At 71.4% G+C, this 25,303-nt stretch carries 30 protein-coding genes; 20 read left to right on the top strand and 10 right to left on the bottom strand.

Translation table 11 applies throughout. The annotated features are described in order from the left end of the window. Positions 1–2: 2 nt before the first annotated feature. Positions 3–962, bottom strand: coding sequence for an LLM class F420-dependent oxidoreductase (locus tag ACZ39I_RS37820; protein ID WP_467249717.1), 960 nt, complete (start codon positions 960–962; stop codon positions 3–5). Between the two features lie 149 nt (positions 963–1,111). On the opposite strand from ACZ39I_RS37820, the gene ACZ39I_RS37815 reads away from it, so the two are divergent. The 13 genes from ACZ39I_RS37815 to ACZ39I_RS37755 are packed head-to-tail and all read left to right on the top strand — an operon-like array spanning position 1,112 to position 11,005. Further along, positions 1,112–2,851 carry an NAD(P)/FAD-dependent oxidoreductase gene (locus ACZ39I_RS37815; protein WP_467249715.1) on the top strand — a complete coding sequence of 580 codons (1,740 nt, stop codon included), beginning with the start codon at positions 1,112–1,114 and terminating at the stop codon, positions 2,849–2,851. Next, positions 2,848–4,695, top strand: a complete 1,848-nt coding sequence (locus ACZ39I_RS37810) for a transketolase (protein WP_467249713.1) — start codon at positions 2,848–2,850, stop codon at positions 4,693–4,695. Before ACZ39I_RS37815 ends, ACZ39I_RS37810 begins: the two co-directional genes overlap by 4 nt. Then, positions 4,692–5,624 carry a non-homologous end-joining DNA ligase gene (gene ligD, locus ACZ39I_RS37805; protein ID WP_467249711.1) on the top strand — a complete coding sequence of 311 codons (933 nt, stop codon included), beginning with the start codon at positions 4,692–4,694 and terminating at the stop codon, positions 5,622–5,624. The genes ACZ39I_RS37810 and ligD overlap by 4 nt, the downstream gene beginning before the upstream one ends. Before the next feature lie 44 nt (positions 5,625–5,668). Continuing rightward, positions 5,669–6,037, top strand: a complete 369-nt coding sequence (locus ACZ39I_RS37800; protein WP_467249709.1) for a gas vesicle protein GvpO — start codon at positions 5,669–5,671, stop codon at positions 6,035–6,037. A 60-nt stretch (positions 6,038–6,097) separates the two neighbouring features. Continuing rightward, on the top strand, positions 6,098–6,523 hold the full coding sequence (locus ACZ39I_RS37795) for a gas vesicle structural protein GvpA (protein WP_403672064.1): 426 nt from the start codon (positions 6,098–6,100) through the stop codon (positions 6,521–6,523). After that, positions 6,520–7,290, top strand: coding sequence for a GvpL/GvpF family gas vesicle protein (locus ACZ39I_RS37790; protein WP_467249707.1), 771 nt, complete (start codon positions 6,520–6,522; stop codon positions 7,288–7,290). The genes ACZ39I_RS37795 and ACZ39I_RS37790 overlap by 4 nt, the downstream gene beginning before the upstream one ends. Positions 7,291–7,297: 7 nt before the next feature. Beyond that, positions 7,298–7,561, top strand: a complete 264-nt coding sequence (locus ACZ39I_RS37785) for a gas vesicle protein GvpG (RefSeq protein WP_467249705.1) — start codon at positions 7,298–7,300, stop codon at positions 7,559–7,561. Then, positions 7,558–8,289 (top strand): DNA primase, encoded by a 732-nt coding sequence (locus ACZ39I_RS37780; RefSeq protein WP_467249703.1) that lies wholly within the window; start codon positions 7,558–7,560, stop codon positions 8,287–8,289. The genes ACZ39I_RS37785 and ACZ39I_RS37780 overlap by 4 nt, the downstream gene beginning before the upstream one ends. Continuing rightward, positions 8,289–9,437, top strand: a complete 1,149-nt coding sequence (locus ACZ39I_RS37775) for an SRPBCC family protein (RefSeq protein WP_467249701.1) — start codon at positions 8,289–8,291, stop codon at positions 9,435–9,437. Before ACZ39I_RS37780 ends, ACZ39I_RS37775 begins: the two co-directional genes overlap by 1 nt. Further along, entirely contained in the window at positions 9,434–9,772 is a 339-nt protein-coding gene (locus ACZ39I_RS37770) for a gas vesicle protein (protein ID WP_057608233.1), read from the top strand. Before ACZ39I_RS37775 ends, ACZ39I_RS37770 begins: the two co-directional genes overlap by 4 nt. Beyond that, on the top strand, positions 9,769–10,539 hold the full coding sequence (locus ACZ39I_RS37765) for a GvpL/GvpF family gas vesicle protein (RefSeq protein WP_467249700.1): 771 nt from the start codon (positions 9,769–9,771) through the stop codon (positions 10,537–10,539). Before ACZ39I_RS37770 ends, ACZ39I_RS37765 begins: the two co-directional genes overlap by 4 nt. Next, positions 10,536–10,724 carry a gas vesicle protein gene (locus ACZ39I_RS37760; RefSeq protein WP_007385868.1) on the top strand — a complete coding sequence of 63 codons (189 nt, stop codon included), beginning with the start codon at positions 10,536–10,538 and terminating at the stop codon, positions 10,722–10,724. Before ACZ39I_RS37765 ends, ACZ39I_RS37760 begins: the two co-directional genes overlap by 4 nt. Then, positions 10,721–11,005 (top strand): gas vesicle protein K, encoded by a 285-nt coding sequence (locus ACZ39I_RS37755; RefSeq protein WP_467249698.1) that lies wholly within the window; start codon positions 10,721–10,723, stop codon positions 11,003–11,005. The genes ACZ39I_RS37760 and ACZ39I_RS37755 overlap by 4 nt, the downstream gene beginning before the upstream one ends. A gap of 13 nt (positions 11,006–11,018) precedes the next feature. Here the strand turns inward: ACZ39I_RS37755 and ACZ39I_RS37750 are convergent, their stop codons facing one another. Next, a complete protein-coding gene (locus tag ACZ39I_RS37750) occupies positions 11,019–11,189 on the bottom strand; it encodes a hydrophobic protein (RefSeq protein WP_069760366.1) in 171 nt (56 codons plus the stop codon). 40 nt (positions 11,190–11,229) lie between these two features. Beyond that, a complete protein-coding gene (locus tag ACZ39I_RS37745; RefSeq protein ID WP_467249697.1) occupies positions 11,230–12,075 on the bottom strand; it encodes a class I SAM-dependent methyltransferase in 846 nt (281 codons plus the stop codon). Positions 12,076–12,290: 215 nt separating this feature from the next. Here ACZ39I_RS37745 and ACZ39I_RS37740 point away from each other — a divergent pair, with 215 nt between their 5' ends. Beyond that, positions 12,291–13,913, top strand: coding sequence for an ABC-F family ATP-binding cassette domain-containing protein (locus tag ACZ39I_RS37740; protein ID WP_467249696.1), 1,623 nt, complete (start codon positions 12,291–12,293; stop codon positions 13,911–13,913). 30 nt (positions 13,914–13,943) lie between these two features. Here ACZ39I_RS37740 and ACZ39I_RS37735 read toward each other — a convergent pair whose 3' ends face one another. Next, positions 13,944–15,047 carry a baeRF2 domain-containing protein gene (locus ACZ39I_RS37735; RefSeq protein ID WP_467249695.1) on the bottom strand — a complete coding sequence of 368 codons (1,104 nt, stop codon included), beginning with the start codon at positions 15,045–15,047 and terminating at the stop codon, positions 13,944–13,946. A gap of 64 nt (positions 15,048–15,111) precedes the next feature. Here ACZ39I_RS37735 and ACZ39I_RS37730 point away from each other — a divergent pair, with 64 nt between their 5' ends. Next, positions 15,112–15,393: a DUF6158 family protein gene (locus tag ACZ39I_RS37730; protein ID WP_467249694.1), complete on the top strand. Its 282-nt coding sequence runs from the start codon at positions 15,112–15,114 to the stop codon at positions 15,391–15,393. Positions 15,394–15,477: 84 nt separating this feature from the next. Here ACZ39I_RS37730 and ACZ39I_RS37725 read toward each other — a convergent pair whose 3' ends face one another. From ACZ39I_RS37725 to ACZ39I_RS37710, 4 genes are all read right to left on the bottom strand, one after another. Next, positions 15,478–16,020, bottom strand: coding sequence for a type 1 glutamine amidotransferase domain-containing protein (locus ACZ39I_RS37725; protein ID WP_467249693.1), 543 nt, complete (start codon positions 16,018–16,020; stop codon positions 15,478–15,480). 6 nt (positions 16,021–16,026) lie between these two features. Then, positions 16,027–16,512, bottom strand: coding sequence for a CBS domain-containing protein (locus ACZ39I_RS37720; RefSeq protein ID WP_467249692.1), 486 nt, complete (start codon positions 16,510–16,512; stop codon positions 16,027–16,029). Beyond that, positions 16,509–16,895 carry a DUF2795 domain-containing protein gene (locus ACZ39I_RS37715; RefSeq protein WP_467249691.1) on the bottom strand — a complete coding sequence of 129 codons (387 nt, stop codon included), beginning with the start codon at positions 16,893–16,895 and terminating at the stop codon, positions 16,509–16,511. Before ACZ39I_RS37715 ends, ACZ39I_RS37720 begins: the two co-directional genes overlap by 4 nt. Before the next feature lie 255 nt (positions 16,896–17,150). After that, positions 17,151–18,944, bottom strand: a complete 1,794-nt coding sequence (locus ACZ39I_RS37710) for a thiamine pyrophosphate-requiring protein (protein WP_467249689.1) — start codon at positions 18,942–18,944, stop codon at positions 17,151–17,153. 242 nt (positions 18,945–19,186) lie between these two features. Between ACZ39I_RS37710 and ACZ39I_RS37705 the strand changes: the two genes are divergently transcribed. The 4 genes from ACZ39I_RS37705 (at position 19,187) to ACZ39I_RS37690 (ending at position 23,405) form a co-directional block, all read left to right on the top strand. After that, the gene (locus ACZ39I_RS37705) at positions 19,187–19,987 is read left to right on the top strand and encodes an RNA polymerase sigma factor SigF (protein ID WP_467249902.1); all 801 of its coding nucleotides are present in this window, start codon (positions 19,187–19,189) and stop codon (positions 19,985–19,987) included. Between the two features lie 207 nt (positions 19,988–20,194). Beyond that, on the top strand, positions 20,195–20,872 hold the full coding sequence (locus tag ACZ39I_RS37700) for a hypothetical protein (RefSeq protein WP_467249687.1): 678 nt from the start codon (positions 20,195–20,197) through the stop codon (positions 20,870–20,872). A gap of 185 nt (positions 20,873–21,057) precedes the next feature. Further along, the gene (locus tag ACZ39I_RS37695; protein ID WP_467249685.1) at positions 21,058–22,296 is read left to right on the top strand and encodes an aminotransferase class I/II-fold pyridoxal phosphate-dependent enzyme; all 1,239 of its coding nucleotides are present in this window, start codon (positions 21,058–21,060) and stop codon (positions 22,294–22,296) included. Then, complete coding sequence (locus tag ACZ39I_RS37690; protein WP_467249684.1) at positions 22,293–23,405, top strand: MBL fold metallo-hydrolase; 1,113 nt, start codon at positions 22,293–22,295, stop codon at positions 23,403–23,405. The genes ACZ39I_RS37695 and ACZ39I_RS37690 overlap by 4 nt, the downstream gene beginning before the upstream one ends. 13 nt (positions 23,406–23,418) lie before the next feature. On the opposite strand, the gene ACZ39I_RS37685 is transcribed toward ACZ39I_RS37690, so the two are convergent. Together ACZ39I_RS37685 and ACZ39I_RS37680 are read right to left on the bottom strand one after the other, a co-directional pair. Then, positions 23,419–24,033 carry a DedA family protein gene (locus tag ACZ39I_RS37685; protein ID WP_467249682.1) on the bottom strand — a complete coding sequence of 205 codons (615 nt, stop codon included), beginning with the start codon at positions 24,031–24,033 and terminating at the stop codon, positions 23,419–23,421. Continuing rightward, on the bottom strand, positions 24,030–24,803 hold the full coding sequence (locus ACZ39I_RS37680) for an MBL fold metallo-hydrolase (RefSeq protein WP_467249680.1): 774 nt from the start codon (positions 24,801–24,803) through the stop codon (positions 24,030–24,032). The genes ACZ39I_RS37685 and ACZ39I_RS37680 overlap by 4 nt, the downstream gene beginning before the upstream one ends. A gap of 83 nt (positions 24,804–24,886) precedes the next feature. Here ACZ39I_RS37680 and ACZ39I_RS37675 point away from each other — a divergent pair, with 83 nt between their 5' ends. Then, positions 24,887–25,288 carry a hypothetical protein gene (locus ACZ39I_RS37675; protein WP_031045739.1) on the top strand — a complete coding sequence of 134 codons (402 nt, stop codon included), beginning with the start codon at positions 24,887–24,889 and terminating at the stop codon, positions 25,286–25,288. The last annotated feature ends 15 nt before the right edge of the window (positions 25,289–25,303 follow it).

The raw sequence follows: 25,303 nt of genomic DNA, 5'->3' as shown, positions 1-25,303 counted from the left end.
GTTCACCCCTGCTGCAGCTGGGGCAGCACCTTCGTACGGTAGAAGTCGAAGAAGCCGCGCTGGTCGGGGCCGATCTGGTTGACGTAGACGCGGTCGAAGCCCGCGTCGGCGAAGGCGTTCAGCGCGGAGACGTGCTCGTCGACGTCGTCCCCGCACACCGACTTCTCGCGCACCATGTCCTCGGTGACCAGCGGCTCCAGCTGTTCGAAGTGGCGCGGCGACGGCAGGATCTGGGCCATCTCGCCGGGCAGGAACTGGTTGAACCACAGCTTGCGGACCGTACGGACGCACTCGTCGCGGTCGATGCCGTAACAGACCTTCGTGCCGCCGATGACCGGCTTGCCGGCCCCGCCGCCCTTGCGGAACTGCTCCACCATCGACTCGTCGGGCATCATCGTGATGAAGCCGTCGCCGACCCGGGACGCGAGGGCCGTCGCCGCCGGGCCGAAGCCGGAGATGTCGATCGGGACGGGCTCGTCGGGGACCGTGTACAGGCGGGCGTTCTCCACCGTGTAGTGCGTGCCGTGGTGGTTGACCTCCTCGCCCGTGAAGAGGCGCCGCATCACCTGGATGGACTCCTCCAGCATTTCCAGGCGGATGTGCGCGGGCGGCCAGACATGCCCGGGCACATGCTCGTTGAGGGCCTCGCCGGAGCCGACGCCGAGGCGGAAGCGGCCGTTCGTCATCACGGCCGAGGTCGCCGCGGCCTGTGCCACCACCGCCGGGTGGATCCGCACGGTCGGGCAGGTCACCGCCGTCTCGATCGGAAGGGACACCGCCTCCGAGAGCGCGCCGATCACCGACCACACGAAGGGGCTCTGGCCCTGCGCGTCGTTCCACGGGTGGTAGTGATCGGAGATCCACAGCGAGCTGAAGCCCGCCTGCTCGGCCATCCGCGCCTGTTCGACGAGGTCCGCGGGACCGAACTCCTCGCACGACAGGAAATAGCCGTATTCGGGCATGGGGGGTACCTCCGGCGGTTCTGGCGGTTCCGTGATGAGAGGGGCCCTGTCCGAGTACCCGGCGGCCCGTACGGAAACCGGCGTTTGGGTGCTCCGGCCGGGGGGACGCGGAAGGCTCCCGAGGTACGCAACAGCCCCGGAGGCGAACCGTGAGTCGACCCCGCATCGTGATCGTCGGTGCCGGCTTCGCCGGGTACCGGACGGCCAAGGAACTGTCCCGAAAAGCCCGCGGCAAGGCCGACATCACCCTGCTCAACCCGACCGACTACTTCCTGTATCTGCCCCTGCTGCCCCAGGTCGCCGCCGGGATCCTGGAACCCCGGCGGGTGACCGTCTCCCTCTCCGACACCCTGCCGCGCGTGCGGCTGGTGCTCGGCGAGGCCGACGGCATCGACCTGGACGCCCGCACCGTCCACTACACCGACCCCGAGGGCACCGGCGGCACGCTCGCCTACGACCGGCTGGTCCTGGCCGCCGGAAGCGTCAACAAACTGCTGCCCGTCCCCGGGGTCGCCGAGCACGCGCACGGCTTCCGGGGCCTGCCCGAGGCGCTGTACCTGCGCGACCACGTGACCCGGCAGATAGAACTCGCCGCGACCGCCGACGATCCCGCGACCTGCGCCGCCCGGTGCACCTTCGTCGTGGTCGGCGCGGGCTACACGGGCACCGAGGTCGCCGCGCACGGTCAGCTGTTCACCGAGGCGCAGGTGCGTAAGCACCCGCTGCGGGAGGGCATGCGGCCGCGCTGGATCCTGCTCGACGTCGCGGAGCGGGTCCTGCCCGAGCTCGACGAGCATCTGTCCCGCACCGCCGACCGCACGCTCCGGGAACGGGGCGTGGAGGTGCGGATGGGCACCTCCGTGAAGGAGGCCACGCCGGACGGAGTGCTGCTGACGGACGGCGAGTTCGTCCCGACGCGGTCGCTGGTGTGGTGCGTGGGCGTACGGCCCGATCCGCTCGCCGAGTCGCTCGGACTGCCGCTGGAGCGCGGCCGGCTGCTCGTCGACCCGAACCTGCAGGTGCCGGGGCGGCCCGAGGTGTTCGCGTGCGGTGACGCGGCCGCGGTGCCCGATCTGGACAACCCGGGCCAGTACACGCCGATGACGGCGCAGCACGCCTGGCGGCAGGGCCGTACGGCGGCCCTCAACGTCGCCGCCTCGCTGGGCGCCGGTGTGCGCCGCCCCTACGAGCACCGGGACCTCGGCTTCGTCGTGGACCTCGGCGGAGTGAAGGCCGCGGCCAACCCGCTGGGCGTCCCGCTGTCCGGCCTCGCGGCCGGTGCCGTCACCCGCGGGTATCACCTCGCCGCGATGCCGGGCAACCGTGTCCGGGTCGCCGCCGACTGGTTGCTGGACGCCGTACTCCCGCGCCAGGCCGTTCAGTTGGGACTCGTGCGGTCCTGGTCGGTACCGCTGGACACCGCCTCCCCGGAGCTGGCACGGATGCCCGCACGGCCGACGGCACGCCAGGAGGCCGAGGCGCGCTCGGGGCCAGGGGCGGCGACGGAGGAGGACACGAGGCCGGACAGGCCCGCGCCCGAGGAGGCCGCGACCGTACACGCCGATCCGGAGGAACCCGTGGACGTACAGAGCGATGCGGAAGAGCCGACGTTCGTGGCGAGCGCGGGCGAGGCGGTGATCTCGGAGGCGAAGGCCCGGGAGGCGGCCGATCAGGACCCGCCTGAGCGGCAGCCATCGGGGCAGGAGCTCTCAGAGGGGCGGGCACCCGAGCAGCAGGCTCCGGAGCCCGCGAAGAGCCGGCCGGGCGGCGAACCGGCGAAGAACCAGCCGGCTCCCGAACCCGCCAAGAACCAGCCCGGCGGTGAGCCGGGTCAAGCCCCCGGCCCCGTCGAGCGCGCTGACACGGACCCCGCAGAAGGAGACTCATGAACACCGGTGAACTCGTCGAACTCGCCCAGCAGTTGCGCGTGGACAGTGTCCGCTCATCGGCCGCCGCGGGCTCCGGGCACCCGACCTCCTCGATGTCCGCCGCCGACCTGATGGCCGTACTCCTCGCGAACCACTTCCGCTACGACTTCGACCGCCCCGAGCACCCCGGCAACGACCGCTTCGTACTGTCCAAGGGGCACGCCTCGCCGCTGCTGTACTCCGCGTACAAGGCGGCCGGCGCCGTCGACGACGAGGAGCTGCTGACCTTCCGCAAGCTCGACAGCCGCCTCGAAGGACACCCGACCCCGCGCAAGCTGCCCTGGGTCGAGACGGCCACCGGTTCGCTCGGCCAGGGGCTCCCCGTGGGCGTCGGCATCGCGCTGTCCGGGAAGCGGCTGGACCGCACCGACTACCGCGTGTGGGTGCTGTGCGGCGACAGCGAGCTCGCCGAGGGCTCGATCTGGGAGGCCGCCGAGCACGCGGGCCACGAACACCTCGACAACCTCACCGCGATCGTGGACGTCAACCGGCTCGGCCAGCGCGGCGCCACCCGGCACGGCCACGACCTCGACGCCTACGCCCGCCGCTTCCAGGCCTTCGGCTGGCACACCGTCGAGATCGACGGCCACGACGTGGACGCCATCGACCGCGCGTACGGCGAGGCCGCGTCCACCAAGGGCCAGCCCACCGCGATCCTCGCCCGCACCCTCAAGGGCAAGGGCGTCGCCGACATCGAGGACCGCGAGGGACTGCACGGAAAGCCGCTGAAGAACGCCGACGACGCCATCGAGGAGCTCGGCGGCGTACGCGACCTCCGTGTCCAGGTGCAGGAGCCGCCGGCCGCCCGCATCCTGCACGCCGTCCACGGCGGGGACCTCGAACTGCCCCGCTGGGACACCGGCGAGGAAGTGGCGACCCGGGACGCCTACGGGCAGGCCCTCGCCGCCCTCGGCACCGGACGCGGCGACGTCGTCGCCCTGGACGGCGAGGTCGGTGACTCCACCCGTACCGAGCTCTTCGCCAAGGAACACGCCGACCGCTACTTCGAGTGCTACATCGCCGAGCAGCAGATGGTCGCGGCCGCCGTGGGACTCGCCGCGCGTGGCTGGGTGCCGTACGCCGGAACCTTCGCGGCCTTCCTCACCCGTGCCTACGATTTCGTGCGCATGGCCTCGATCAGCGGGGCCGGTCTCAACCTCGTCGGCTCGCACGCGGGTGTCGCCATCGGGCAGGACGGACCCAGCCAGATGGGCCTGGAGGACCTGGCGATGATGCGGGCGATCCACGGTTCGACCGTGCTGTACCCGTGCGACGCCAACCAGACGGCCCGCCTGATCGCCGAGATGGCCGACCTGGACGGCATCCGCTATCTGCGCACGGGCCGCGGCGAGAGCCCGGTGATCTACGGCGCCGACGAGGAGTTCCCGATCGGCGGCAGCAAGGTGCTGCGCTTCTCCCAGAGCGACCGGCTGACGATCGTCGCCGCGGGCGTCACCGTGCACGAGGCCCTCGAGGCCGCCGAGGCGCTGGACCGGGAGGGCATCCGCGTCAGGGTCGTCGACCTGTACTCGGTCAAGCCCGTCGACCGGGAGACCCTGCGGCAGGCCGCCGAGGACACCGGTTGCCTGCTGACGGTGGAGGACCACCGCGAGGAGGGCGGCCTCGGCGACGCCGTCCTCGACGCCTTCACCGACGGCCGGCCCGTACCGCGCCTGGTACGCCTCGCCGTCCGTACGATGCCCGGCTCGGCCTCGCCGGACGAGCAGCTGCACGCCGCCGGCATCGACGCCGAGTCGATCGCGGCCGCCGCACGGCTGCTGGTGGAGCAGGCGATCGTGCCGTGAGCGGGGACGACGTACGGACCGTACGCGCGGGGAAACACACCGTCGAGGTGCACCGGCCGGACAAGGTGTTCTTCCCCGGCGGCGACGGCGCCAAGGAGTACACCAAGGGCGATCTCGTCGACTACTACCGGTCCGTCGCGCCCTTCATGCTGCCGCATCTGCGGGGTCGTCCGCTGATGCTGGAACGGCATCCGGACGGTGTCACAGGTCCCCGGTTCATGCAGAAGAACACCCCGGACTCCTACCCGGAGTGGATCGGCCGCGTCGAGGTGCCGAAGGAGGGCGGCACCGTCTGTCACACCGTCTGTGACGACACCGCCACCCTCCTGTACCTCGCCGACCAGGCCTCCCTCACCCTGCACCGCTGGCTGTCCCGGGTCGGGAGCGTCGAGCGGCCCGACCGGATGGTCTTCGACCTCGACCCGGCCGGGGACGACGACTTCGCCGCGGTGCGCGAGGCGGCCCAGCTGCTGGGGGAACTGCTCGACGAGCTGAAACTGCCCTCGGCGCTGATGACCACCGGCTCGCGCGGGCTGCATGTGATCGTGCCTCTCAACGGCCGGCACGGCTTCGACGAGGTCCGGGAGTTCGCCAGGGACGTCGCCGACACCCTGGTCGTGGGGCACCCCGACCGGCTCACCACCGCCGCCCGCAAGAAGGACCGCGGCGACCGTCTCTACCTCGACATACAGCGCAACGGCTACGCGCAGACCGCCGTCGCACCCTTCACCGTGCGTGCGAAACCCGGGGCACCGGTGGCGACCCCGATGGCCTGGGCCCAGCTGGACGATCCCGGCCTGGACGCCCGCCGCTGGACCATCGCCGACGCCGTCGAACAGGCCCGCACCAATCCGTGGGCCGGGGTCATGGCCAAGGGGCGCGCCCTCGGTCCCGCCCGGCGCAGGTTGAACGCGTTGATGTCCTCTTGAAGGTTTGGCGAAGGAACGAGCGGCCACCCGAGGTGAGAGGTGCCATGTCGAACACAAACAACTCATCGGAAACACAGGATTCACGGAACTCCCGCAAAGGGACAGAAGAGGACGCGGAAGAGAACGTGGCGGAGAACAGGCGGCCCAAGCCCATGGAGGTGCTGCGCAACGCGCGCACCCAGCTGGCCGAGCTGACCGGCATGGACGCCGAGAACGTGTCGTCCTTCGCACAGACCGAGGACGGCTGGTCGCTCGAGATCGAGGTCCTCGAGCTGTCCCGCGTGCCCGACACGATGAGCCTGATGGCGAGCTACCAGGTCGAACTCGACCCGGAAGGCCAGCTCACCGGCTATCGGCGCGTTCGCCGTTACGAACGCGGGCGCTCGGACGCACAGAGGCAGGGCGGCCGCTAGACGGCTCCGTCACGCAGACATCTGTCCACCAGCACACACAGAAAAGGAGGCGCGGTCGACATGACCGTTGTCCCGGCACAACAGGGCGGTGGCGGAGGCGGCTCCAGCGGCCTCTACGACGTTCTGGAACTGGTCCTCGACAGGGGTCTCGTCATCGACGCGTTCGTACGGGTCTCCCTGGTCGGCATCGAAATCCTCAAGATCGACGTCCGGGTCGTGGTGGCCAGCGTCGACACGTATCTGCGGTTCGCCGAGGCGTGCAACCGGCTCGACCTGGAGGCCGGGCCGCGCAAGGACCCCGGCCTGCCCGACCTGGTCGGCGAGATGACCGAGTCCGGCGCCCGCGGCAAGTCCAAGGGAGCGCTGTCCGGTGCCGCCGAGACCATATCCGGTGCCTTCAAGCAGGCCCGTGAGGAAGGTCAGACGGAGTCCAGGCCGCGCGCCCGCAAGACGACGTCCTCGCGCCGGAAGGAGGAAGAGGAGTGAGCACGTACGTGTACGGCATCACTGCCGCTTCCCACCCCACGCTGCCGGAGAACCTGGTGGGCGTAGGTGACCCCCCGCTGCCGGTACGGGTGCTGACGGAGGGCGAGCTGGCGGCCATCGTCAGTGACTCCCCCGAAGGGCTGCGGCCCAAGCGCCGTGACCTGCTCGCCCACCAGAACGTGCTGAGCGAGGCGGGCGCGGAGGGCTGCATCCTGCCCATGCGGTTCGGCAGCGTGGCCCCCGACGACGGCACCGTCACCGGGGTGCTCGCGGAACGCCAGGAGCACTACCAGGAGCGCCTGCGGACCCTCGACGGCAAGGTCGAGTACAACGTCAAGGCCACGCACGACGAAGAGGCCGTACTGCACCGCGTGATGTCCGACAACCCGGACGTCCGCGCCGTGGCCGAGGCCAACCGGAAGGCGGGCGGCGGGAGTTACGACGACCGTCTCCGGCTCGGCGAGATGGTCGTGGCCGCGGTCAAGGCCCGCGAGGCCGAGGACGCCGGCGAGGTGCAGCGCGCCCTGGAACCGGTCGCCGACGCGATCAGCGTGGGCCCCGAGTCCTCGGGCTGGCTCGCCAACGTGTCCTTCCTCGTGGAGCGCGACTCTGCCGCGTCCTTCCTGGAGGCGGTGGACGAGCTCCGCAAGGCCCATCCGCACCTGGACCTGCGGGTCAACGGCCCGCTGCCGCCGTACAGCTTCGTCGAACCGGGCCCGGGCGAGCCCGCGGGCACCACGGTCGGCATCGATCACGCGGAGGAGTGAGGCGGCCATGGGTCTCATAGGAGAGGTGCTGCTGCTGCCGTTCGCCCCGGTACGCGGCAGCGGCTGGGTGATCAGGCAGGTGCTGAACGAAGCGGAGCGCCTCTACTACGACCCGGCCACGGTCCGGGCCGAGCTCGCCCGGCTCGAGGAGCGACTCGAGGCGGGCGAGCTCGACGAGGACGAATTCGACCGACAGGAGGACGAACTCCTCGAACGACTGGAGATCGGCCTGCGCGGTGGCGCGGGGACTGGCGACGGGACGATGCGATGAACCGAATAGGACTGGGCCTCGCCGTAGGGGCCGGATACTTCCTCGGACGTACCAAGAAGCTGAAGATGGCGTTCGCCGTCGGTTCCCTCGTGGCCGGCAAGCGGATGCATCTGAGCCCCAAGGCGGTGGCCGACCTGGTCTCTCAGCAGCTGCTGAAGAACCCGCAGTTCAAGGAGATCGGGGACACGCTCCGCGAGGACCTGCGAGGCGTCGGCAAGGCGGCCTCCGGGGCCATGGTGGAGCGGCAGATCGACGCGATCGCCGACCGGCTGCACGGCCGTACCGCTCAGGTCCGCGACCAGCTCTCGGGCGTGGTGCCCGACCTCTCCGAGGACGAGGACGACGACTCCGAAAAGGACGAGGAGCCCGAGGAGGAGGAGACTGGGACCGCGGAGGACGAGGCCGACGAGGAACCCTCGGACGAGGACGAGGACGAGGACGAGGACGACGAGGCCGACGAGGACGAGGCCGACGAAGAGCAGGAAGAGGCTCCGGCCCCGGCGAAGAAGACCGCCAAGAAGGCCCCGGCCAAGAAGTCGGCCGCGAAGAAGGCGCCGGGCCGCACGCCGCCCGCGAAGAAGGCGGCGCAGGGCCAGGGGCGCACGCCCGGCAAGAAGACCGCGGCCAAGAAGTCCACGGCCAACAAGACGGCCGCCAAGAAGGCGACCTCGGCCAGGGGGGCCGACCGGAGTACCCGGGCCCGACAGCCGAAGGGAGGCGGTGAGTGATGACCGACACACTCGGATCCGCCCGCGACGCCACCGACAAGGCGAAGAACAACCCGGTCACCGACCTGGCCCACAGTGAGGCCGCGGACCGGCTCAAGGCCGAGGTGCAGGAATACCTCTCCGCGCAGGTCCAGCGCATGCTGGTCGGCGTCGGTCAGAAGCTGGGCGAGACCACCGGCAAGCTGAACGACATCGCCGAGGGCAACAGTCCCGGCTTCGCCAAGCTCGCCCTCGACGGCGGCCGCAAGCTCGCCGAGGGCAAGGGGCCCATGCGCAGCGCGGTCGAGCTCGGCTTCTCGCATGCCAAGGACAAGGTGGTCGGCGCCTTCAAGAACCTCGGCGGCGGCGGCAAGGGCAAGCGCAAGCGCGGGTCCGGTCAGAAGCCCATGGTGATCATCGAGTTCATCGATGTCGGCGTCGATCTGCGCACGGCCTACAACCAGTGGACGCAATACCAGGACTTCTCCACCTTCGCGAAGGGCGTCAAGAGCGCGAACCGCGCCGACGACACCCACAGCGACTGGCAGATGAAGATCTTCTGGTCCAACCGCAACTGGAAGGCCACCACCACCGAGCAGATCCCCGACGACCGGATCCAGTGGACGTCGGAGGGAGCCAAGGGCACGACCAAGGGCGTCGTCTCCTTCCACAGGCTCGCCGACAACCTCACCCGCGTCCTGCTGGTGATCGAGTACTACCCCCAGGGCCTGTTCGAGAAGACCGGCAACATCTGGCGCGCCCAGGGCCGCCGGGCCCGGCTGGACCTCAAGAACTTCGCCCGCTTCATCACCCTCAAGGGCGAGGCGGAGGACGGCTGGCGCGGCGAGATCCAGGACGGCGAGGTCGTCAAGAGCCACGAGGACGCGGTGGCGGAGGAAGAAGAGGCCGAGGCCGAGGGCACCGAGGAAGAGGACGAGGACGAGCAGGAGGGCCCGTACGCCGAGGACGAGACCGAGGACGAGCCCGAGGAGGAGGGCGAGCCCGAGGACGAGTACGAGGAGTACGACGAGGAGGAGGCCGAGGACGAGGCTCCCGCGGGCGAGGCTCCCGCGGACGAGGCTTCCGAGGACGAGGAAGAAATGTCCGAGGAAGAGGTACCCGAGGAAGAAGAGGAAGACGAGTACGCCGAGGGCGGGAGCCGACGATGAGCATGCCCAGCCGGCTCCCGGATCCCTACGGTCAGGGGAGCGGAGCCAACCTGGCCGACATCCTGGAGCGTGTGCTGGACAAAGGCATCGTCATCGCGGGAGACATCCGCATCAACCTGCTCGACATCGAGCTGCTCACCATCAAACTGCGGCTCATCGTCGCCTCGGTCGACAAGGCCAAGGAGATGGGGATCGACTGGTGGGAGGATGACCCGGCGCTGTCCACCCGCGCCCGCCGTGACGAACTCACCCGGGAGAACGCCGAGTTGCGCGAGCGGCTCGCGCGCCTGGAGGAGCTGGAGCCCAGCCGGCGTGCCGAGGAGGAGAGTTCATGACCGGACTGCGGTACGTGTACGCCGTCTGCCATCCCTTCGGCACCCCGTTGCAGGCCCAGCTTGCCGGGGTGGCCGGCGATCCGCCCAGACTGCTGCACCACCACGGCCTGGTGGCCGTCGTCAGCCATGTGCCGGAGCGGGACTTCGCCGAAGAGCCGCTCCGCAGGCATCTGGAGGACCTGGAGTGGCTGACCGGGACCGTGCGCGCGCACCAGAGCGTGATCGACGCGCTCACGGTCGTCACCACCCCGCTGCCGCTCCGGCTCGGCACCGTCTTCCGTGACGACAGCGGCGTCCGGGTGATGATCGAGGAACGCGAGGAGAGCTTCCGGCGCACCCTCGACCGGCTTCACGACCGGGTGGAGTGGGGCGTCAAGGTGTACGCCGAGACGGCGGCCGCGGACCGTGCGGAGCCCGCCATGACACCCGAGAAGCCGGTCTCGGGCCGGGACTACCTGCGGCAGCGCCGCCAACGGGTGCGTTCGCACGAGGAGATGTGGCAGCAGGCGGAGGCCTTCGCGACCCGACTGCACGAAACGCTTTCCCGGTACGCGGAGGACGCGCGGCTGCACGCCCCGCAGAACCCCACGCTTTCCGGGGCCTCGGGGCAGAACATTCTGAATGCCGCCTATCTTGTGTCGCGCGGCGATTCCGAGGAATTCGTGGAAATGGTCGACCGTACCAAGGGCGAGGTCCCGGGAATGCGGGTGGAACTCACCGGGCCGTGGGCGGCCTATTCCTTCGCGGGGGAGGAACAACAACCGTGACCGTCATCGAACGCCGCGAGGTGGCCCTTGTCGACCTGCTCGACCGGCTGCTGGCCGGTGGGGTCGTCATCACGGGGGACATTACCCTGCGCATCGCGGACGTCGACCTCGTGCGCATCGACCTGAACGCGCTGATCAGCTCGGTCAACGCTCAAGTCCCCTCACCGTGGGAGGAGTTGCTGTGACGACCCGACGCAACCGGCTGGACCTGGAGCCCGACACGGTCGAGCGGGACCTGGTCAAGCTCGTCCTGACCGTCGTGGAGCTGCTGCGGCAGCTCATGGAGCGCCAGGCCGTGCGCCGGTTCGACGAGGGCGACCTGAGCGAGGAGCAGGAGGAGCGGATCGGGCTCACCCTCATGCTGCTCGACGACCGCATGACCGAGCTGCGCGAGCGGTACGGACTGCGGCCCGAGGACCTGAATCTGGACCTCGGGCCGCTGGGACCGCTGCTTCCCCGGGAATGAGATCCCGGGAAGGTCACCACCTGTACCAGCGACCCCTGCTTCCGCCAGACGTCGTCCCACGCATCAGGAACCCCAGCAACCACAGCACGAGCACAGCCAGTGCGATCCACCAGAGAATCTTCACTGCGAAACCGGCGCCGAAAAGAATCAACACCAGAAGCAGCACGAGCAGGATGGCAATCATGATGAACCTCCTGCATTCCGGGTTTCCCGGAATCTGTGTTTCAGGCTTGCTTTCGGCACAGAATTTCTCCGTGCAGCACACAGAACCAGCCGTCGTCCTGGGCGCCCCATTCCCGCCAGGCCTCCGAGACGGCCCGCAGCTGCTCCGCGGTGGCGTGACCGCCCTCGGTGGCCCGCTCCGCGTACGCCGAGGCCAGTGTGCGGTCCGCCCACAGCCCGCCCCACCACTCCCGCTCCTCGGCGGTGGAGTAGGTCCAGGTGCCGGAGCTCGCGGTGATGTCCGTCAGGCCTGCCCGCAGCGCCCAGGACTTCAGCCGCCGGCCGGCGTCCGGCTCGCCGCCGTTGGCCCGGGCCACCCGGCGGTACAGGTCCAGCCAGTCGTCCAGCCCCGTTGACGCCGGGTACCAGGTCATGGCCGCGTAGTCCGAGTCGCGGACCGCGATGTATCCGCCGGGCCTGGTGACCCGCCTCATCTCGCGCAGGGCTTGCACCGGGTCCCCGACGTGCTGGAGCACCTGGTGGGCGTGGACCACGCAGAACGTGTCGTCCGGGAAGTCCAGCGCGTGCACGTCGGCGACCGCGAAGTCCATGTTGGTCAGACCTCGTGCGGTGGCCGTGGCGCGGGCCTGATCCAGGATGCCGGGCGCGTGGTCGACGCCGGTGACCTGTCCGTCCGGGACCAAGGCCGCGAGGTCGGCGGTGATCGTGCCCGGCCCGCAGCCGATGTCCAGGATCTTCATGTGGGGCTTCAGCGAACCGAGCAGGTAGGCCGCCGAGTTGGCGGCGGTGCGCCAGGTGTGCGAACGCAGTACGGACTCGTGGTGACCGTGCGTGTAGACAGCGGTCTCCCGCGGCTTGTCCTGCGGCAGTTCCTGCGATGTCGGCATGGCCGGGCTCCCCTTTGCGACAGATCCGTCGATACGTTGAACCGTACGCGCGCATGTCGCATGGTGAGACCCCAATATCACTATGTGGACTCGTCGCCCCGGGTCGGTTCCGGGCTGCCGTGAGCACGAAGAGGCGGGAGCCCCGCCGTGCGTCGGCTTGTTCGCCGGCATAAGCGTTTGCCCTGGTCCAGTCGTCGCGCGCACAATGCGGCCTCATGGGACATCTGGAAGCCGCACATCTCGAGTACTACCTCCCCGACGGGAGGGCGCTGCTCGGCGATGTGTCGTTCCGGGTGGGGGAGGGGGCCGTGGTGGCCCTCGTCGGGCCGAACGGCGCCGGCAAGACGACCCTGCTGCGGCTGATCTCCGGCGAGCTGAAACCGCACGGCGGGACGGTCACGGTCAGCGGCGGCCTGGGAGTGATGCGCCAGTTCGTGGGGTCCGTACGGGACGAGACGACCGTACGGGACCTGCTCGTGTCGGTCGCGCCGCCCCGGATCCGGGAGGTCGCGCAGGCCGTGGACAGGGCCGAGCACCTGATCATGACCGTGGACGACGAGGCCGCCCAGCTGACGTACGCGCAGGCGCTGTCCGACTGGGCCGAGGTGCGCGGATACGAGTCCGAGACGCTCTGGGACATGTGCACCATGGCCGCGCTCGGGGTGCCCTACGACAAGGCGCAGTTCCGGCAGGTGCGGACCCTGTCCGGCGGTGAGCAGAAGCGGCTGGTGCTGGAGGCGCTGCTGCGCGGCACGGACGAGGTGCTCCTGCTCGACGAGCCGGACAACTACCTCGACGTGCCCGGCAAGCGCTGGCTGGAGGAGCGGCTCAAGGAGACCCGCAAGACGGTTCTCTTCGTCTCCCACGACCGGGAACTGCTCTCCCGGGCCGCCGAGAAGATCGTCTCCGTGGAGCCCTCGCCCACCGGTGCGGACGCCTGGGTGCACGGCGGCGGCTTCGCCACGTATCACGAGGCGCGGCGCGAACGCTTCGCACGCTTCGAGGAACTGCGCCGGCGCTGGGACGAGAAGCACGCGCAGCTCAAGAAGCTGGTGCTGAGTCTCCGCCAGGCGGCCAGCATCAGCCATGAACTCGCCTCCCGATACCAGGCGGCCCAGACCCGGCTGCGCAAGTTCGAGGAGGCCGGGCCGCCGCCCGAGCCGCCCCGCGAGCAGGACATCACCATGCGGCTCAAGGGCGGCCGCACCGGCGTCAGGGCCGTCACCTGCGAGGGGCTTGAACTGACCGGTCTGATGAAGCCCTTCGACCTGGAGATCTTCTACGGCGAACGCGTCGCCGTCCTCGGCTCCAACGGCTCCGGCAAGTCGCACTTCCTGCGACTGCTGGCCGGAGACGCCACCGTGGCGCACACCGGGCAGTGGAAGCTTGGGGCGCGGGTCGTGCCCGGCCACTTCGCGCAGACGCACGCCCACCCCGAGCTCTTCGGCCGCACCCTTCTCGACATCCTCTGGAAGGAGCACGCCCAGGACCGGGGCGCCGCGATGTCCCGGCTGCGCCGCTACGAACTGACCGGCCAGGCCGAGCAGAGCTTCGACCGGCTCTCCGGCGGCCAGCAGGCCCGCTTCCAGATCCTCCTGCTGGAGCTCCAGGGCGTCACCGCGCTCCTTCTGGACGAGCCCACGGACAACCTCGACCTGGAGTCCGCGGAGGCCCTCCAGGAGGGCCTGGAGGCCTTCGACGGCACGGTGCTCGCGGTCACCCACGACCGCTGGTTCGCCCGGTCCTTCGACCGGTTCCTGGTCTTCGGCTCGGACGGGCGGGTGCGCGAGACGGCGGAGCCGGTGTGGGACGAGCGGCGCGTGGAAAGGGCCCGGTGACCGCGGGTCACCGGGCCCTTTCGAGGTGTCTCAGCTCCAGCGCAGCAGGGCACCCAGGCCGCCCACCGGGGCCTCCTCGGCCACCGGTGTCACCGACAGCGCCGGAGCGCCGGTCGCCACGGCCGACCTGATCAGTGCGTCGTCCGCGCGGGCCGACCAGGAGTTCTGCTCACCGAGGATCTTCAGATCCGTACGGCGGACCGCCAGCTGGTCGGGATCCTCGCCGACCCACACCTCGCGGTGTGCGTCGGGCCCGTCGGGGCGGATCAGGAGTTCGTCGATACGGTGCTCACGCGCGGCCTCGACCAGCGCGGGAACGCCTTCCACGGCACCCGGACGGCCGTCGTCACCCGGCACGCGGGCCGCGAGGAACCGTTCCAGCTCCCGCTCCGCGCGCTGCCGTACGTGCTCGGTACGGGCCCGCTCCACGTCCTCGTCGAGCAGCCGGCTCCCGGCGCCGTGCTCGGCCTCCACGACCCGACTGTGCAGGTGCTTGGGCAGCCGCTCGTGCACCGCCCGCTTCTCCCGCTCGTCACCGACCAGGATCAGCAGGTCGGCACCGGTCTCCTCCTGGCAGGCGGCGAGCGCGTCGGCGATCTCGCCCGCGTTGTGCTCCCAGGTGTTCTCCACCCGCAGCTGGAAGTGCCGCTCCGACCAGTCGGCGCTGCTCGTCCGGTGGACGGGCCACTGCCTGCCGCTGACCGACCCGGCGACCTGCCGGCCGAGCGCCCCGCGCAGCTCGAAGTCGGCGCCCTTGCGGTCGACGTACGCCACCACGCACACCGGGTCCTCGCCGGCCAGCTCCAGGAGGGGCGCGGTGTGCGGCAGCGGGGCCCAGTGGACCAGGCTGCCGTCGGGGGACCTGGTCAGCGGTGGGTCCAGGACGACCTCGCCGGCCCGCGCGAAAACGGCCCGGCCGTGCGGTTCGGACGAGTGCCGCAGTTCCTCCAGCGCCTCTCGCACGGCCACGCAGGTCGCCTCGTCGGCGCCCTGGGTGGACAGCTCGCGGGAAACCGCGAGCGCCGCGAGATGCTGTTCGTGCGGGGTGTCCTCCGTATGTCGGGGGGTGTCGACGTACACGGAGGCCCAGGGGCCCGGATGTTCGTAGAGTGGATGCAGGAAAGCGAGATCCATGTTCCCTCCCGGATGCCGCTCGGGGGCAGTGCGGTATTGCTCGCGGGGCGGGTACCCGAACCACATGAACGAACACGACGAGCGGGACACCACCATGACCGGAGTCGACCCCAGCACGTTGGACGAACAGCAGCTCATGAAAGAGCTGGAGACGATCCATCGCACCCGGCACGAAACGCTGCTCCACGGCTCGAACGACGCGCTCGGTGCCCACAACGAGCGCATGGCCCGGCTGGAGGGCGAGTACCTGCGCCGCCACCCGCGCCGGACCGTGGCCGCGGGCCGTACCCGTGAGGGCGCCCGGGAGCGCGGGTCGGGGGAGTCGGCCACCCCGGCGCTGGACTGACCGGGCCGACCGTGCCCGGAACGGACGATGACCTGCCGACCACATGGTCAGCAGGTCACGCCCACGAACGTGTTCAGGCGTCGCTCAGGCGGCCGCCTTGGAGAACACGTCGAGGAAGGTCTCGCAGAACGCCTTCAGGTCGTCCGGCTTACGGCTGGTGACCAGCTTGTTGTCCCCGTGGTCGCACACCTTCACCTGCTCGTCCACCCAGGTGCCGCCCGCGTTGCGGATGTCCGTCCGGAGACTCGGCCAGGAGGTGAGCACCCGGCCCCGTACGACGTCCGCCTCGACGAGCGTCCACGGCGCGTGACAGATCGCGGCCACCGGGCGCCCCTGGGTGAAGAAGTCCCGCACGAACGCCACGGCCTTCTCGTCCGTCCGCAGGAAGTCCGGGTTGGCCACCCCACCCGGCAGCACCAGCCCGTCGAAGGAGTCCGCGGACGTCTCGCCCACGACCTCCTGCACGGGGAAGGTGTCCGCCTTGTCGAGGTGGTTGAACGCCTGGATCTTCCCGGACTTCGTCGACACGAGCACGGGCTCGTGCCCCGCGTCCACCGCCGCCTGCCACGGATCGGTGAGCTCGATCTGCTCGACGCCCTCGGGTGCGGTCAGAAACGCGATGCGCATGATGATTCAACGTCCTTTCCTGAAAAGCTCTTCTGCGGCTCCCGGATCCATTGCGGCTCCCGGATCCGCGGTGACGTCCGGATCCGCGCGGCTGATGTCGGCCAGCGCCGATCCCGGGTCCCGGGCCTCGGCGATGTCCGAGAGGCTCACGATCCCGACGGGCAGGCCGTCCTCGACGACCGGCAGCCGCCGTACGGCATGGGCCCGCATCAGCGCGACCGCCTGCGTCACCGGGTCACCGGGGGCCACCGTCAGCGGATCCGGCGTGCACACCGACTGGGCGCTCACCGTCTGCGGGTCGATGCCGTCGGCGACGGCCCGGACCGTGATGTCCCGGTCGGTGAGCAGCCCCACCACACGCTGACCGTCGGCCACGACGACACCGCCGATGTCCTGCGCGCGCATCAGCCGCGCCGCCTCGACCAGCGAGGCGTCCGGGCGGACGGCCACCACACCGGGCGTCATCACGTCCCTGACGAGGTCCGCCGTCACCGGGTGCCCTCCGTCCCGGTCAGCGCCTGCGCGAGCTCCTGGACATTGGTGTAGTTCTCCTTGCGCGGCAGTTCCTCCACCGCCTCGACGAGGGGGTCGGGTGCGTGCTCGTGGCGCAGCACCCGCACCAGCTCCACGGGGGTGGCGGGGAACGAGCTGCGGCCAAGGATCCGGGCCAGCTCCAGCCGGACGGTCTCCAGCGACGCCCCGTCGCTGCCCGGCGTCACGGGCCCGCCCCAGACCTGCGGATCGTCGTCGGCGGTCGGCTCCGGGTCGTTCCACTCCTCGCTGCGGGTGGGATGCCCGGAGCGGAGCAGACCCTGGAGTTCGTGCTTCATCTCGTCGTCGCGGTGGCGGCTCAGCCTGTCGCTGCCTCGCTGCATGACTCCCTCCAGATCTTCGGGTCCGCACCGCGTACCCGTGCACCGGAGGCCGACACCGGGTTTGCCGGACCGAAGCGGGGAGACCCGATCCGGACCCCCCGCGCACCTCCCCTGGGAAGGACATGGCGATGGTCGTCCTCGCCGCGCTCATACCGATCCTCATGCTCGCCGCGGTGCTCGCGCTCGGCCGGTACGAGGAACTGATGCTTCCGGAGCCGAAGGGCGACCGGCTCGAACCGGCCGCCCTCCCGACGGTTACTTCTCCCGCCCCGGCAGGAACTCCTGCACCTTCGCCTTGAAGCCCTGCTTCACCATGGACGCCCGGTCGGCGTCGCCCTTGAGGACCGAGGCGGCCGTGGCCTCCATCTGCTCCCAGGTGGCGTGCGGCGGGATCGGCGGTACGGCCGGGTCGGTGAGGAACTCGAGGACCGCGGGCCCGTCCGCCTGCAGCCCGGCCCGCCAGGCCGCCTCGACGTCCTCCGGCTTCTCCACCCGGATCCCGGTCAGACCGAGGGAGCGGGCGAACGCGGCGTACTGCACGTCCGGGAGCTGCTGCGAGGGCAGGAACGACGGGGCGCCCTCCATGGCCCGCATCTCCCAGGTGACCTGGTTGAGGTCGTGGTTGTTCCAGATGGCGACGATCAGCCGCGGGTCCTCCCACAGATCCCGGTACTTGGCCGCGGTGATCAGCTCGGCCATGCCGTTCATCTGCATCGCCCCGTCCCCGACCAGCGCGATCGCCGGCCGGTCCGGGTGCGCGAACTTCGCGCCGATGGCGTACGGCACTCCGGGGCCCATCGTCGCCAGCGTGCCGGACAGCGACGAGCGCATGCCGGGCCGCATGGTCAGGTGCCGGGCGTACCAGTTGGCGGTGGACCCGGAGTCCGAGGTGACGATCGCGTTGTCGGGCAGCAGCGGGTCGAGGACGTGGGCCACGTACTCCGGGTTGATCGGGTCGGCGGACTGCTGCGCCCGCCGCTCCATCACCTCGCGCCAGCGCGAGACGTTGCCGCACACCGTGTCGTGCCACTCACGCCCGCCGCGCTCCACGTCCAGCATCGGGATCAGCCGCTGGAGCGTCGCCTTCGCGTCGCCGACGAGGTTCACCTCGTACGGGTAGCGCATGCCGACCATGTGCGGGTCGATGTCGATCTGCACACCGCGCGCCTTGCCGAACTCCGGCAGGAACTGCGTGTACGGGAACGACGAGCCGATGGTCAGCAGGGTGTCGCAGTCCCGCATGAGTTCGTACGACGGGCGCGTGCCCAGCAGGCCGATCGAGCCGGTGACGTACGGGAGTTCGTCGCTCAGCGCGTCCTTGCCGAGCAGCGCCTTGGCGACGCCCGCGCCGAGCAGTTCGGCGATCCGCTCCACCTCGGCCCGCGCCCCCGCCGCGCCCTGGCCGATCAGGATCGCGGGCTTCTCACCGGAGTTGAGGATCTCCGCGGCCCGCTCCAGCGACTCCTGCGACGGAACGGCCGTCCAGGCGCTGCGGTCCAGGCTGGACGGCACCATCTTGAACTCGTGCGTGGGCGCCGAGTAGTCCAGCTCCTGCACGTCCCCGGGGATGATGATCGCCGTGGGACAACGGCGGGCGTACGCGGTGCGGATCGCCCGGTCCAGGACGTTCGGCAGCTGCTCGGGGACCGTCACCGTCTCCACGAACTCCGAGGCGACGTCCTTGAACAGCGTGTGCAGGTCCACCTCCTGCTGGTACGACCCGCCCATCGCGGTGCGGTGCGTCTGGCCCACGATCGCCAGCACCGGCACATGGTCCAGCTTGGCGTCGTACAACCCGTTGAGCAGGTGGATCGCGCCGGGCCCCGAGGTCGCCGCGCACACCCCGATGCGACCGCTGAACTTGGCGTAGCCGACCGCCTCGAACGCGGACATCTCCTCGTGCCGGGACTGCACGAACCGCGGCTGGTTGTCGGCCCGGCCCCAGGCCGCCAGCAGGCCGTTGATGCCGTCCCCCGGATAGCCGAAGACGTGCTCCACCCCCCATTCGCGCAGCCGCTCGAGGATGTGATCGGACACCTTGGTGCTCATGGGCTGACCTCCCGGACATGGATGGCACAGGCAGCAGCCTTACGAGTCACCCTGCGGGCCACCGGAAAACCTGCCCCGGGTTTGGCCCGAGGGGCCGGGGGCAGGCGCACTCACAGTGCTTCGGACCGGAGGCACGTCCGTGAAAGCGGCGATCGACCGCCACGGCCGCGCCCGTCCGCACCCTGGACGCGCTCCCCACGCCGATCGTCCATCCGAGCACGATCCAGGGAGCTGCGATGCAGATGCCCCCTCCAGTGAGCGTGAAGCACCACCCGCACGACGACGCACCCGACACCGCCGAAGCCTTCCGCAGGCTCGCCGCACTGCCCGCCGGACCCGAGCGCGACACCCTGCGCGGACAGATCGTCGAGGCCTGGCTGCCCATGGCCGACCGGCTCGCCGGACGCTTCCGCAGCCGCGGCGAGAGCTTCGACGACCTGCGCCAGGTCGCCGCCCTCGGCCTGGTCAAGGCCGTCGACCGCTACGACCCCGCCCGCGGCAACGCCTTCGAGAGCTACGCAGTCCCCACCATCACCGGCGAGATCAAGCGGCACTTCCGCGACCACATGTGGACCCTGCACGTGCCGCGCCGGGTCCAGGAACTGCGCAACCGCGTCCGCTTCGCCTCCCAGGACCTCGCCCAGACCATCCCGGGACGCGGGCCCACCGTCGCCGAGATCGCCGAGCGCGCGAGCCTGAGCGAGGAGGACGTCCTGGTGGGCCTGGAGGCCCTGGAGAGCTTCACCGCCCTCTCCCTCGACGCCGAACTGCCCGGCAGCGAGGACGGCTACTCGCTCGCCGACGCCCTCGGCTCCTTCGATCCCGCCCTGGACACGGTCGTCGACCGCGAGTCCGTCAAGCCCCGGCTGGCCGCCCTTCCCGAGCGGGAGCGCGCCATCCTCTACATGCGGTTCTTCGGCGACATGACCCAGAGCCGGATCGCGGAACAGCTCGGCATCTCCCAGATGCACGTGTCCCGGCTGATCAACCGCTGCTGCGGTCGGCTGCGCGAGCAGATCATGCGCGATGCCGCGGGCAGCTGACGGCAGCGCCGCGGGAACGACACCTCCGGCGCCCGGGCGTCACCCACTCGGCCCTCCCCGTCCCGCCAATGGCCTCCGGCCGCGCGCGGGACGGGGCGGGCCGGGCTGTGATGGCCGTGGGTGCGACCGTCGTGCCCCCGGCCCGGTCGTCGAGACCCCGACGCCCGACGACGGGCCCCGCAGCCGTCGGCCGAAGGAGTCCACCCCATGCGCCGCACCGCCCGTCTCCGGGCCCTGTCCGTCGTCCTCCCCGCGCTCTGGATCACCCTGGGCACCGCCGCGCCGAGCGCCTTCGCGGATCCGGCCGCGGAGGTCAGCCCGAGCAGTGTCCAGCCGGGCGGCAGTGTCACCGTGTCCGTCTCCTGCGATCCCGGCACCGGGACACCGCCCGCCACCCTCGACGCCACCTCCGAGGCCTTCGAGTCGCAGACCGTACGGCTGCAGCTGGTACCCGGCAACGACGACAAGGTCTCCGGCCCCGCCTACAGCGGCACCGCGCGCGTCGCCGCCGACCCGGCACTCGAGGACGGTGCCGGCAGCGTCGGACCCGACTCGGCGTGGACCGTCGACGGCACCTGCCCGACCTCGGACCGCGCACCGGGCAAGGCCTGGAGCGCCACCTTCACCGTCACGAGCGGAGCCGCCACCGACAGCAGCCACCGCCCGTGCACCGAGCCACGCTCCCAGCCGCCCGTCGAGCCACGCACCGAGCCGCACACCGAGAGCTGCGGTACCGCGGTCGTCCAGAAGCCCGTCCACGCCGGTGAGGGCGGCAGCTTCACCGACTCCGTGCCCGCCCTGGTCGCCGGCGGTCTGCTGATCGCGGGCGCCGCCGCGGGCGCCGTGTACCGGCTGCGCCGCAAGGCCCCCGCGACGGATCTCTGAGGCCGAAACCTCAGGTCTGTGTGACAGGCGCAACCCGCCCGGCGCCCATGGGCCCGCGGCGCCGTGGGTACTCGGAGCGCGAGGAGCCGCAAAAAGCTGCGAGGAGCTGCAAGGAGCGCCCCCGGCGCGAGCGTACGAGACGGCGGACCGGACGAGCCACCGGACAGCGTCATACGGAGGTGACCATGCGGACCGACCCGGAGGGCCAGGGCCCCGTCCGCTACGGCCCTCCGCTGCCCGAGGACGGGCTGCCCGTACTGCCCGAACTCACCGCCGTCCTCGCCGCCGCGGCCGCCCGCTCGCACGCCGAACCGGTCGGCGGCGGCACCCCGCTCCTGGCGGCCGCCTGCGCCTACGCGGCCCGGCGCGGCCTGCCAACCGACCCCGACCACATTGCCGCCGCCCCCGGCGCCCCCGCCCTCCTGCTCGCCCTGACCGCCGCGCTCGGCGGTGACGTCCTGGTGCCCCGTCCCTGTGCCGCCTGGTGGGCGCCGTACGCACGCCTGTTGGGCAGACGCGTCTTCCACGTGGCGACACCGGCCGAGTGCGGCGGTGTCCCGGACCCCTACGCCCTCCTGGAGACCGTGCGCCGGGTGCGGGCGGAGGGCGGTGACCCACGGCTGCTGGTGCTGTCCGTCGCCGACGACCCCACCGCCACCGTCGCCCCGCCCGAGGTGCTGCACGAGACCGTCGAGGCCGCCGCGGGGGAGGGCCTGCACCTGGTCAGCGACGAGACCTGGCGCGACACCGTGCACGCCCCGCACGAGACGGTCTGGCTGAGCCCCGCCGAGATGCTGCCCGAGCGGGTCACCGTCGTCACCGACCTGGCCGGCAGCCTGCTCCCGACCGGCTGGCCGGCCGCCTTCGCCCGCTTCCCGGCCGACGGCGAAGGCCTCCACGCGCGCGTGCTGGACATCCTGACCGCCCTCGGCGCCCGCGTCGCCGCCCCGGTCGCCGCGGCCGCCGCCCACGCCCTCACCGAGCCCGAAGCGGTCACCGCCCACCGCACCGCCGTAGGACACCTCCACGCGCGCGTGGCCGCCGCCGCGCACTCCGTGGTCGTCGGCGCGGGCGCGCTGTGCCGGCCCCCGCGGGCCGGCCGTCACCTCTACGTCGACCTCGGTCCCCTGCGGCCCGCGCTCAGCGCGCAGGGCGTCGGCGACGCCCAGGACCTGGAGGAGTTCCTCACCGCCCGGCTCGGGATGCCCGCTCCCGGCGGCCACCGCTTCGGCGACGACCTCGGCGCGCTGCGTGTACGGCTGTCCACCGGCCCCCTGCTCGGCGGTTCCGACGAGGAACGCGCGGAATGCCTCATGTCACCCGCGCCGTTGGAACTGCCACAGGTGCAACGCGCGTTGATCACCCTGGAGTCGGTCTTCGACGACCTCCGCGACGACGCTCAGCGATGGGAGCCTCCTCGATGACGCAGCAGTCCGAGTCGACCACCAGCACGCGAGTGGCCGACGAACCCCCGGCCCCCTCCTCGTTCGCGCCCCCGTCCCCGCCCCTGTCCCCGCCGCTCGCCGAACCCCGACCGCTGGGGGAGCGCAGAGTGTGGCCGAGGTCCTTCCACGACCGTCTGACCGCCCCGCTGCCCGGCCTGAAGGCCATGGCCCGCTTCGCCCGCGAGGGCGCCGTACGCCCCGGGCCCGAGGGCCTCGCCGACATCCCGAAGCTGCCCTACGCACCCGCCCCGCTCCCCGCCGTCGACGCCCGCACGGTCGCCGTCTCCTGGGCCGGACACGCCAGTTGGGTGGTGCGGATCGGCGGCCTGACCGTCCTCACCGACCCGGTCTGGTCCCGCCGCATCCTCGGCACCCCGGCCCGCATCACCCCCGTCGGCTTCGACTGGGACGCCCTGCCGCCCGTCGACGCCGTCGTCATCAGCCACAACCACTACGACCACCTGGACGCCCCGACACTGCGCCGACTGCCGCGCGACACCCCGGTCTTCGTCCCGGCCGGCCTGGCCCGCTGGTTCCACCGCCGCCGCTTCACCGCGGTGACCGAACTCGACTGGTGGGAGGCGGCCGAACTGGACGGCGTCCGCTTCGACTTCGTCCCCGCCCACCACTGGTCCAAGCGCTCCCTCACGGACACCTGCCGCACCCTGTGGGGCGGCTGGGTCCTCACCGCTCAGGACGGGCAGCGCGTCTACTTCGCGGGCGACACGGGCTACGGCCACTGGTTCTCCCGCATCGGCCACCGCTACCCCGGCATCGACCTCGCCCTGCTGCCCATCGGCGCCTACGACCCCCGCTGGTGGCTCAGCGACGTCCACTGCGACCCGGAGGACGCGGTGCGGGCGGCCCAGGACCTGGGCGCCCGTCGGATGGCCCCCATGCACTGGGCGACGTTCGTGCTGTCGGCGGAACCGGTGCTGGAACCCCTGACGAGGGTGCGGGAGGCGTGGGCGAAGGCGGGCCTGGCCCGCGAGGACCTGTGGGACCTGCCGGTCGGCGGCTCACGGGTGCTGGAACATCCCCTGGAGCGTCCCTGGGAGCGGACGTCCCTAGGAGCGGACGGTCCCTAGGGACGGAGGGTCCCTAGGGGCGGACCCGCTTCCACACCGTCGGTGCCGCGCTCATCGCCACGGTGAGCGCGACCGCCGCGAGCACTCCCTCCCAGGGCTCCTTGAACAACGACCCGCCCAGGATCCCGATCAGCTGGTACGTCACGGCCCAGGCCAGACAGGCCGGCAGATTCCCCCGGACGAACCGCCGCAGCGGCCACTCCGCCATGAGGCAGGCCAGCATCACCGGTATCCGCCCGGCCGGCACCAGCCGGGACAGCACCAGGACGGCCACCCCGTGGTCGGCCAGCTTCCCCTGCGCCTGCGAGAGCCGTTCCTCCGGTGCCCGGGAGCGCAGCGCCTTCAGCCACCGCGAGCCGTTCTTCGACTTCATCCCGCGCCGCCCCAGCCAGTACAGGGTGATGTCCCCGAGGAACGCGGCGAGGGAGGCCGTGAGGAACACGAACAGCAAGGACAGGGGCGCCGTCTGATGGAACGCCACGACGGCAGCCGAACTCACCAGCGCGCCCGTGGGCACCACCGGCACCAGCGCCCCCAGAAACACCAGCAGGAACAGGGTCGGATACCCGATCGCCCCTCCCGCGGCCACGGGTGTCGCCCCCGTGGTGGCGGCCGCGAGCCAGGTCACCGCGCAACCCCCAGCCGCACGCTCTCCCCGTGCTCCAGCCGGTGCACATCCACCTCGGGCGCGAACTCCGCCGCCAGCCGCACGAACTCCGCGCCCGGCGCGTGGAACTCGTGCGGCCGCACCGCGTCCATCCCGATCGGCCAGTACGTCCCGTAGTGCACCGGCACCGCACTGCGCGGCTCCAGCCGGGCCAGCGCCTCGGCCGCGCGCCCCGCGTCGAGGTGCCCCTCCCCGAGATACGGCCCCCACCCGCCCACCGGCAACAGCGCCACGTCGACGGGCCCGACCTCCTTGGCCATGTCGTCGAACAGCCCGGTGTCCCCGGCGAAGTACGTCCGCGCCGAGCCCTCGACGACGAAACCGAGCGCGGGGGAGCGGTGCGGCCCGACCGGCAGCCGCCGCCCGTCGTGCCACGCGGGCACCACGCGTATCAGGAGGTCGCCGACGCGTCGCTCGTCGCCGGGTACCACCTCGTCCACCCGCAGGTCGGTGAGCCGGCGCAGCCCCGGCACCTGGCGTGGTGCGCCCCGGGGCACGAGCACGCGCGTGCCCGGCTCCAGCCGCGCCAGCGAGGGAACGTGCAGATGGTCGGCGTGCAGATGGGAGACGAGGACCACGTCCGCACGCCGGGCCTCGGGCGGGGGTACCGCCCCGCGGCGCCGGCGCAGATGCGCGAGTCGGCGGGCGAACAGAGGGTCGGTGAGGACACGTACGTCCGAATCCGTGACCGTGCAGGTGGCGTGCCCCCACCAGGTGATCTCCACCGGCACCTCTTTGCCTCCTTCGCGCGACTCCCCGAAGCCTACGGGCTGGAGTATGGTCGGCGGCGAAACCCGGAGGTGAGGGGGACACCATGGGAGCGGTCCATGTCACGGCGATCGCGAGTCTGACGCCGCTGGAGGAACTCGACGCCGATCCCTTCCTGGTGGACTCCCGCAGCCAGCACGCGATGTGCGCGCGCTGGGCCGCGGAGCGGGGGTACACCGTGCGGCGGGAACTGCTGGTGCGCGGCCTGCGCGCCGACCACTGCGTGCTGTGGGACGGGGTGCGGGCGGGACGGGATCTCTTCGTCGCGCCCAGCCGCCGGGTCCTGGAGAGCGCCCTGTCCTCCGTGGAGGAGTTCACCGCCGAATGCGCCCGCCGCGGGGTCCGGGTCGAGACCGTGGGCTTCGCGGAACCCCTCTACGACGCCCAGATGAAGGCCAGGGTGCACCGCAGGCTGTCGATGCCGACCGCGGGATACGACGGCCGCTAGCCACCCGTGTGACAC

It is taken from the genome of Streptomyces sp. NPDC024687 (genome assembly GCF_055559055.1).
This window is presented reverse-complemented; position numbering and strand designations above follow the sequence as displayed.

Excerpts from the sequence above, each read along its gene's own strand:
- ACZ39I_RS37800 (WP_467249709.1), top strand. The coding sequence starts at position 5,669 with ATGTCGAACACAAACAACTCATCGGAAACACAGGATTCACGGAACTCC.
- ACZ39I_RS37675 (WP_031045739.1), top strand. The coding sequence starts at position 24,887 with ATGGGAGCGGTCCATGTCACGGCGATCGCGAGTCTGACGCCGCTGGAG.
- ACZ39I_RS37810 (WP_467249713.1), top strand. The coding sequence starts at position 2,848 with ATGAACACCGGTGAACTCGTCGAACTCGCCCAGCAGTTGCGCGTGGAC.
- ACZ39I_RS37765 (WP_467249700.1), top strand. The coding sequence starts at position 9,769 with ATGACCGGACTGCGGTACGTGTACGCCGTCTGCCATCCCTTCGGCACC.
- ACZ39I_RS37710 (WP_467249689.1), bottom strand. The coding sequence starts at position 18,944 with ATGAGCACCAAGGTGTCCGATCACATCCTCGAGCGGCTGCGCGAATGG.
- ACZ39I_RS37715 (WP_467249691.1), bottom strand. The coding sequence starts at position 16,895 with ATGCAGCGAGGCAGCGACAGGCTGAGCCGCCACCGCGACGACGAGATG.
- ACZ39I_RS37775 (WP_467249701.1), top strand. The coding sequence starts at position 8,289 with ATGACCGACACACTCGGATCCGCCCGCGACGCCACCGACAAGGCGAAG.
- ACZ39I_RS37730 (WP_467249694.1), top strand. The coding sequence starts at position 15,112 with ATGAACGAACACGACGAGCGGGACACCACCATGACCGGAGTCGACCCC.
- ACZ39I_RS37750 (WP_069760366.1), bottom strand. The coding sequence starts at position 11,189 with ATGATTGCCATCCTGCTCGTGCTGCTTCTGGTGTTGATTCTTTTCGGC.
- ACZ39I_RS37725 (WP_467249693.1), bottom strand. The coding sequence starts at position 16,020 with ATGCGCATCGCGTTTCTGACCGCACCCGAGGGCGTCGAGCAGATCGAG.
- ACZ39I_RS37705 (WP_467249902.1), top strand. The coding sequence starts at position 19,187 with ATGCCCCCTCCAGTGAGCGTGAAGCACCACCCGCACGACGACGCACCC.
- ACZ39I_RS37745 (WP_467249697.1), bottom strand. The coding sequence starts at position 12,075 with ATGCCGACATCGCAGGAACTGCCGCAGGACAAGCCGCGGGAGACCGCT.
- ACZ39I_RS37780 (WP_467249703.1), top strand. The coding sequence starts at position 7,558 with ATGAACCGAATAGGACTGGGCCTCGCCGTAGGGGCCGGATACTTCCTC.
- ACZ39I_RS37795 (WP_403672064.1), top strand. The coding sequence starts at position 6,098 with ATGACCGTTGTCCCGGCACAACAGGGCGGTGGCGGAGGCGGCTCCAGC.
- ACZ39I_RS37820 (WP_467249717.1), bottom strand. The coding sequence starts at position 962 with ATGCCCGAATACGGCTATTTCCTGTCGTGCGAGGAGTTCGGTCCCGCG.
- ACZ39I_RS37770 (WP_057608233.1), top strand. The coding sequence starts at position 9,434 with ATGAGCATGCCCAGCCGGCTCCCGGATCCCTACGGTCAGGGGAGCGGA.
- ACZ39I_RS37740 (WP_467249696.1), top strand. The coding sequence starts at position 12,291 with ATGGGACATCTGGAAGCCGCACATCTCGAGTACTACCTCCCCGACGGG.
- ACZ39I_RS37690 (WP_467249684.1), top strand. The coding sequence starts at position 22,293 with ATGACGCAGCAGTCCGAGTCGACCACCAGCACGCGAGTGGCCGACGAA.
- ACZ39I_RS37700 (WP_467249687.1), top strand. The coding sequence starts at position 20,195 with ATGCGCCGCACCGCCCGTCTCCGGGCCCTGTCCGTCGTCCTCCCCGCG.
- ACZ39I_RS37695 (WP_467249685.1), top strand. The coding sequence starts at position 21,058 with ATGCGGACCGACCCGGAGGGCCAGGGCCCCGTCCGCTACGGCCCTCCG.
- ACZ39I_RS37735 (WP_467249695.1), bottom strand. The coding sequence starts at position 15,047 with ATGGATCTCGCTTTCCTGCATCCACTCTACGAACATCCGGGCCCCTGG.
- ACZ39I_RS37785 (WP_467249705.1), top strand. The coding sequence starts at position 7,298 with ATGGGTCTCATAGGAGAGGTGCTGCTGCTGCCGTTCGCCCCGGTACGC.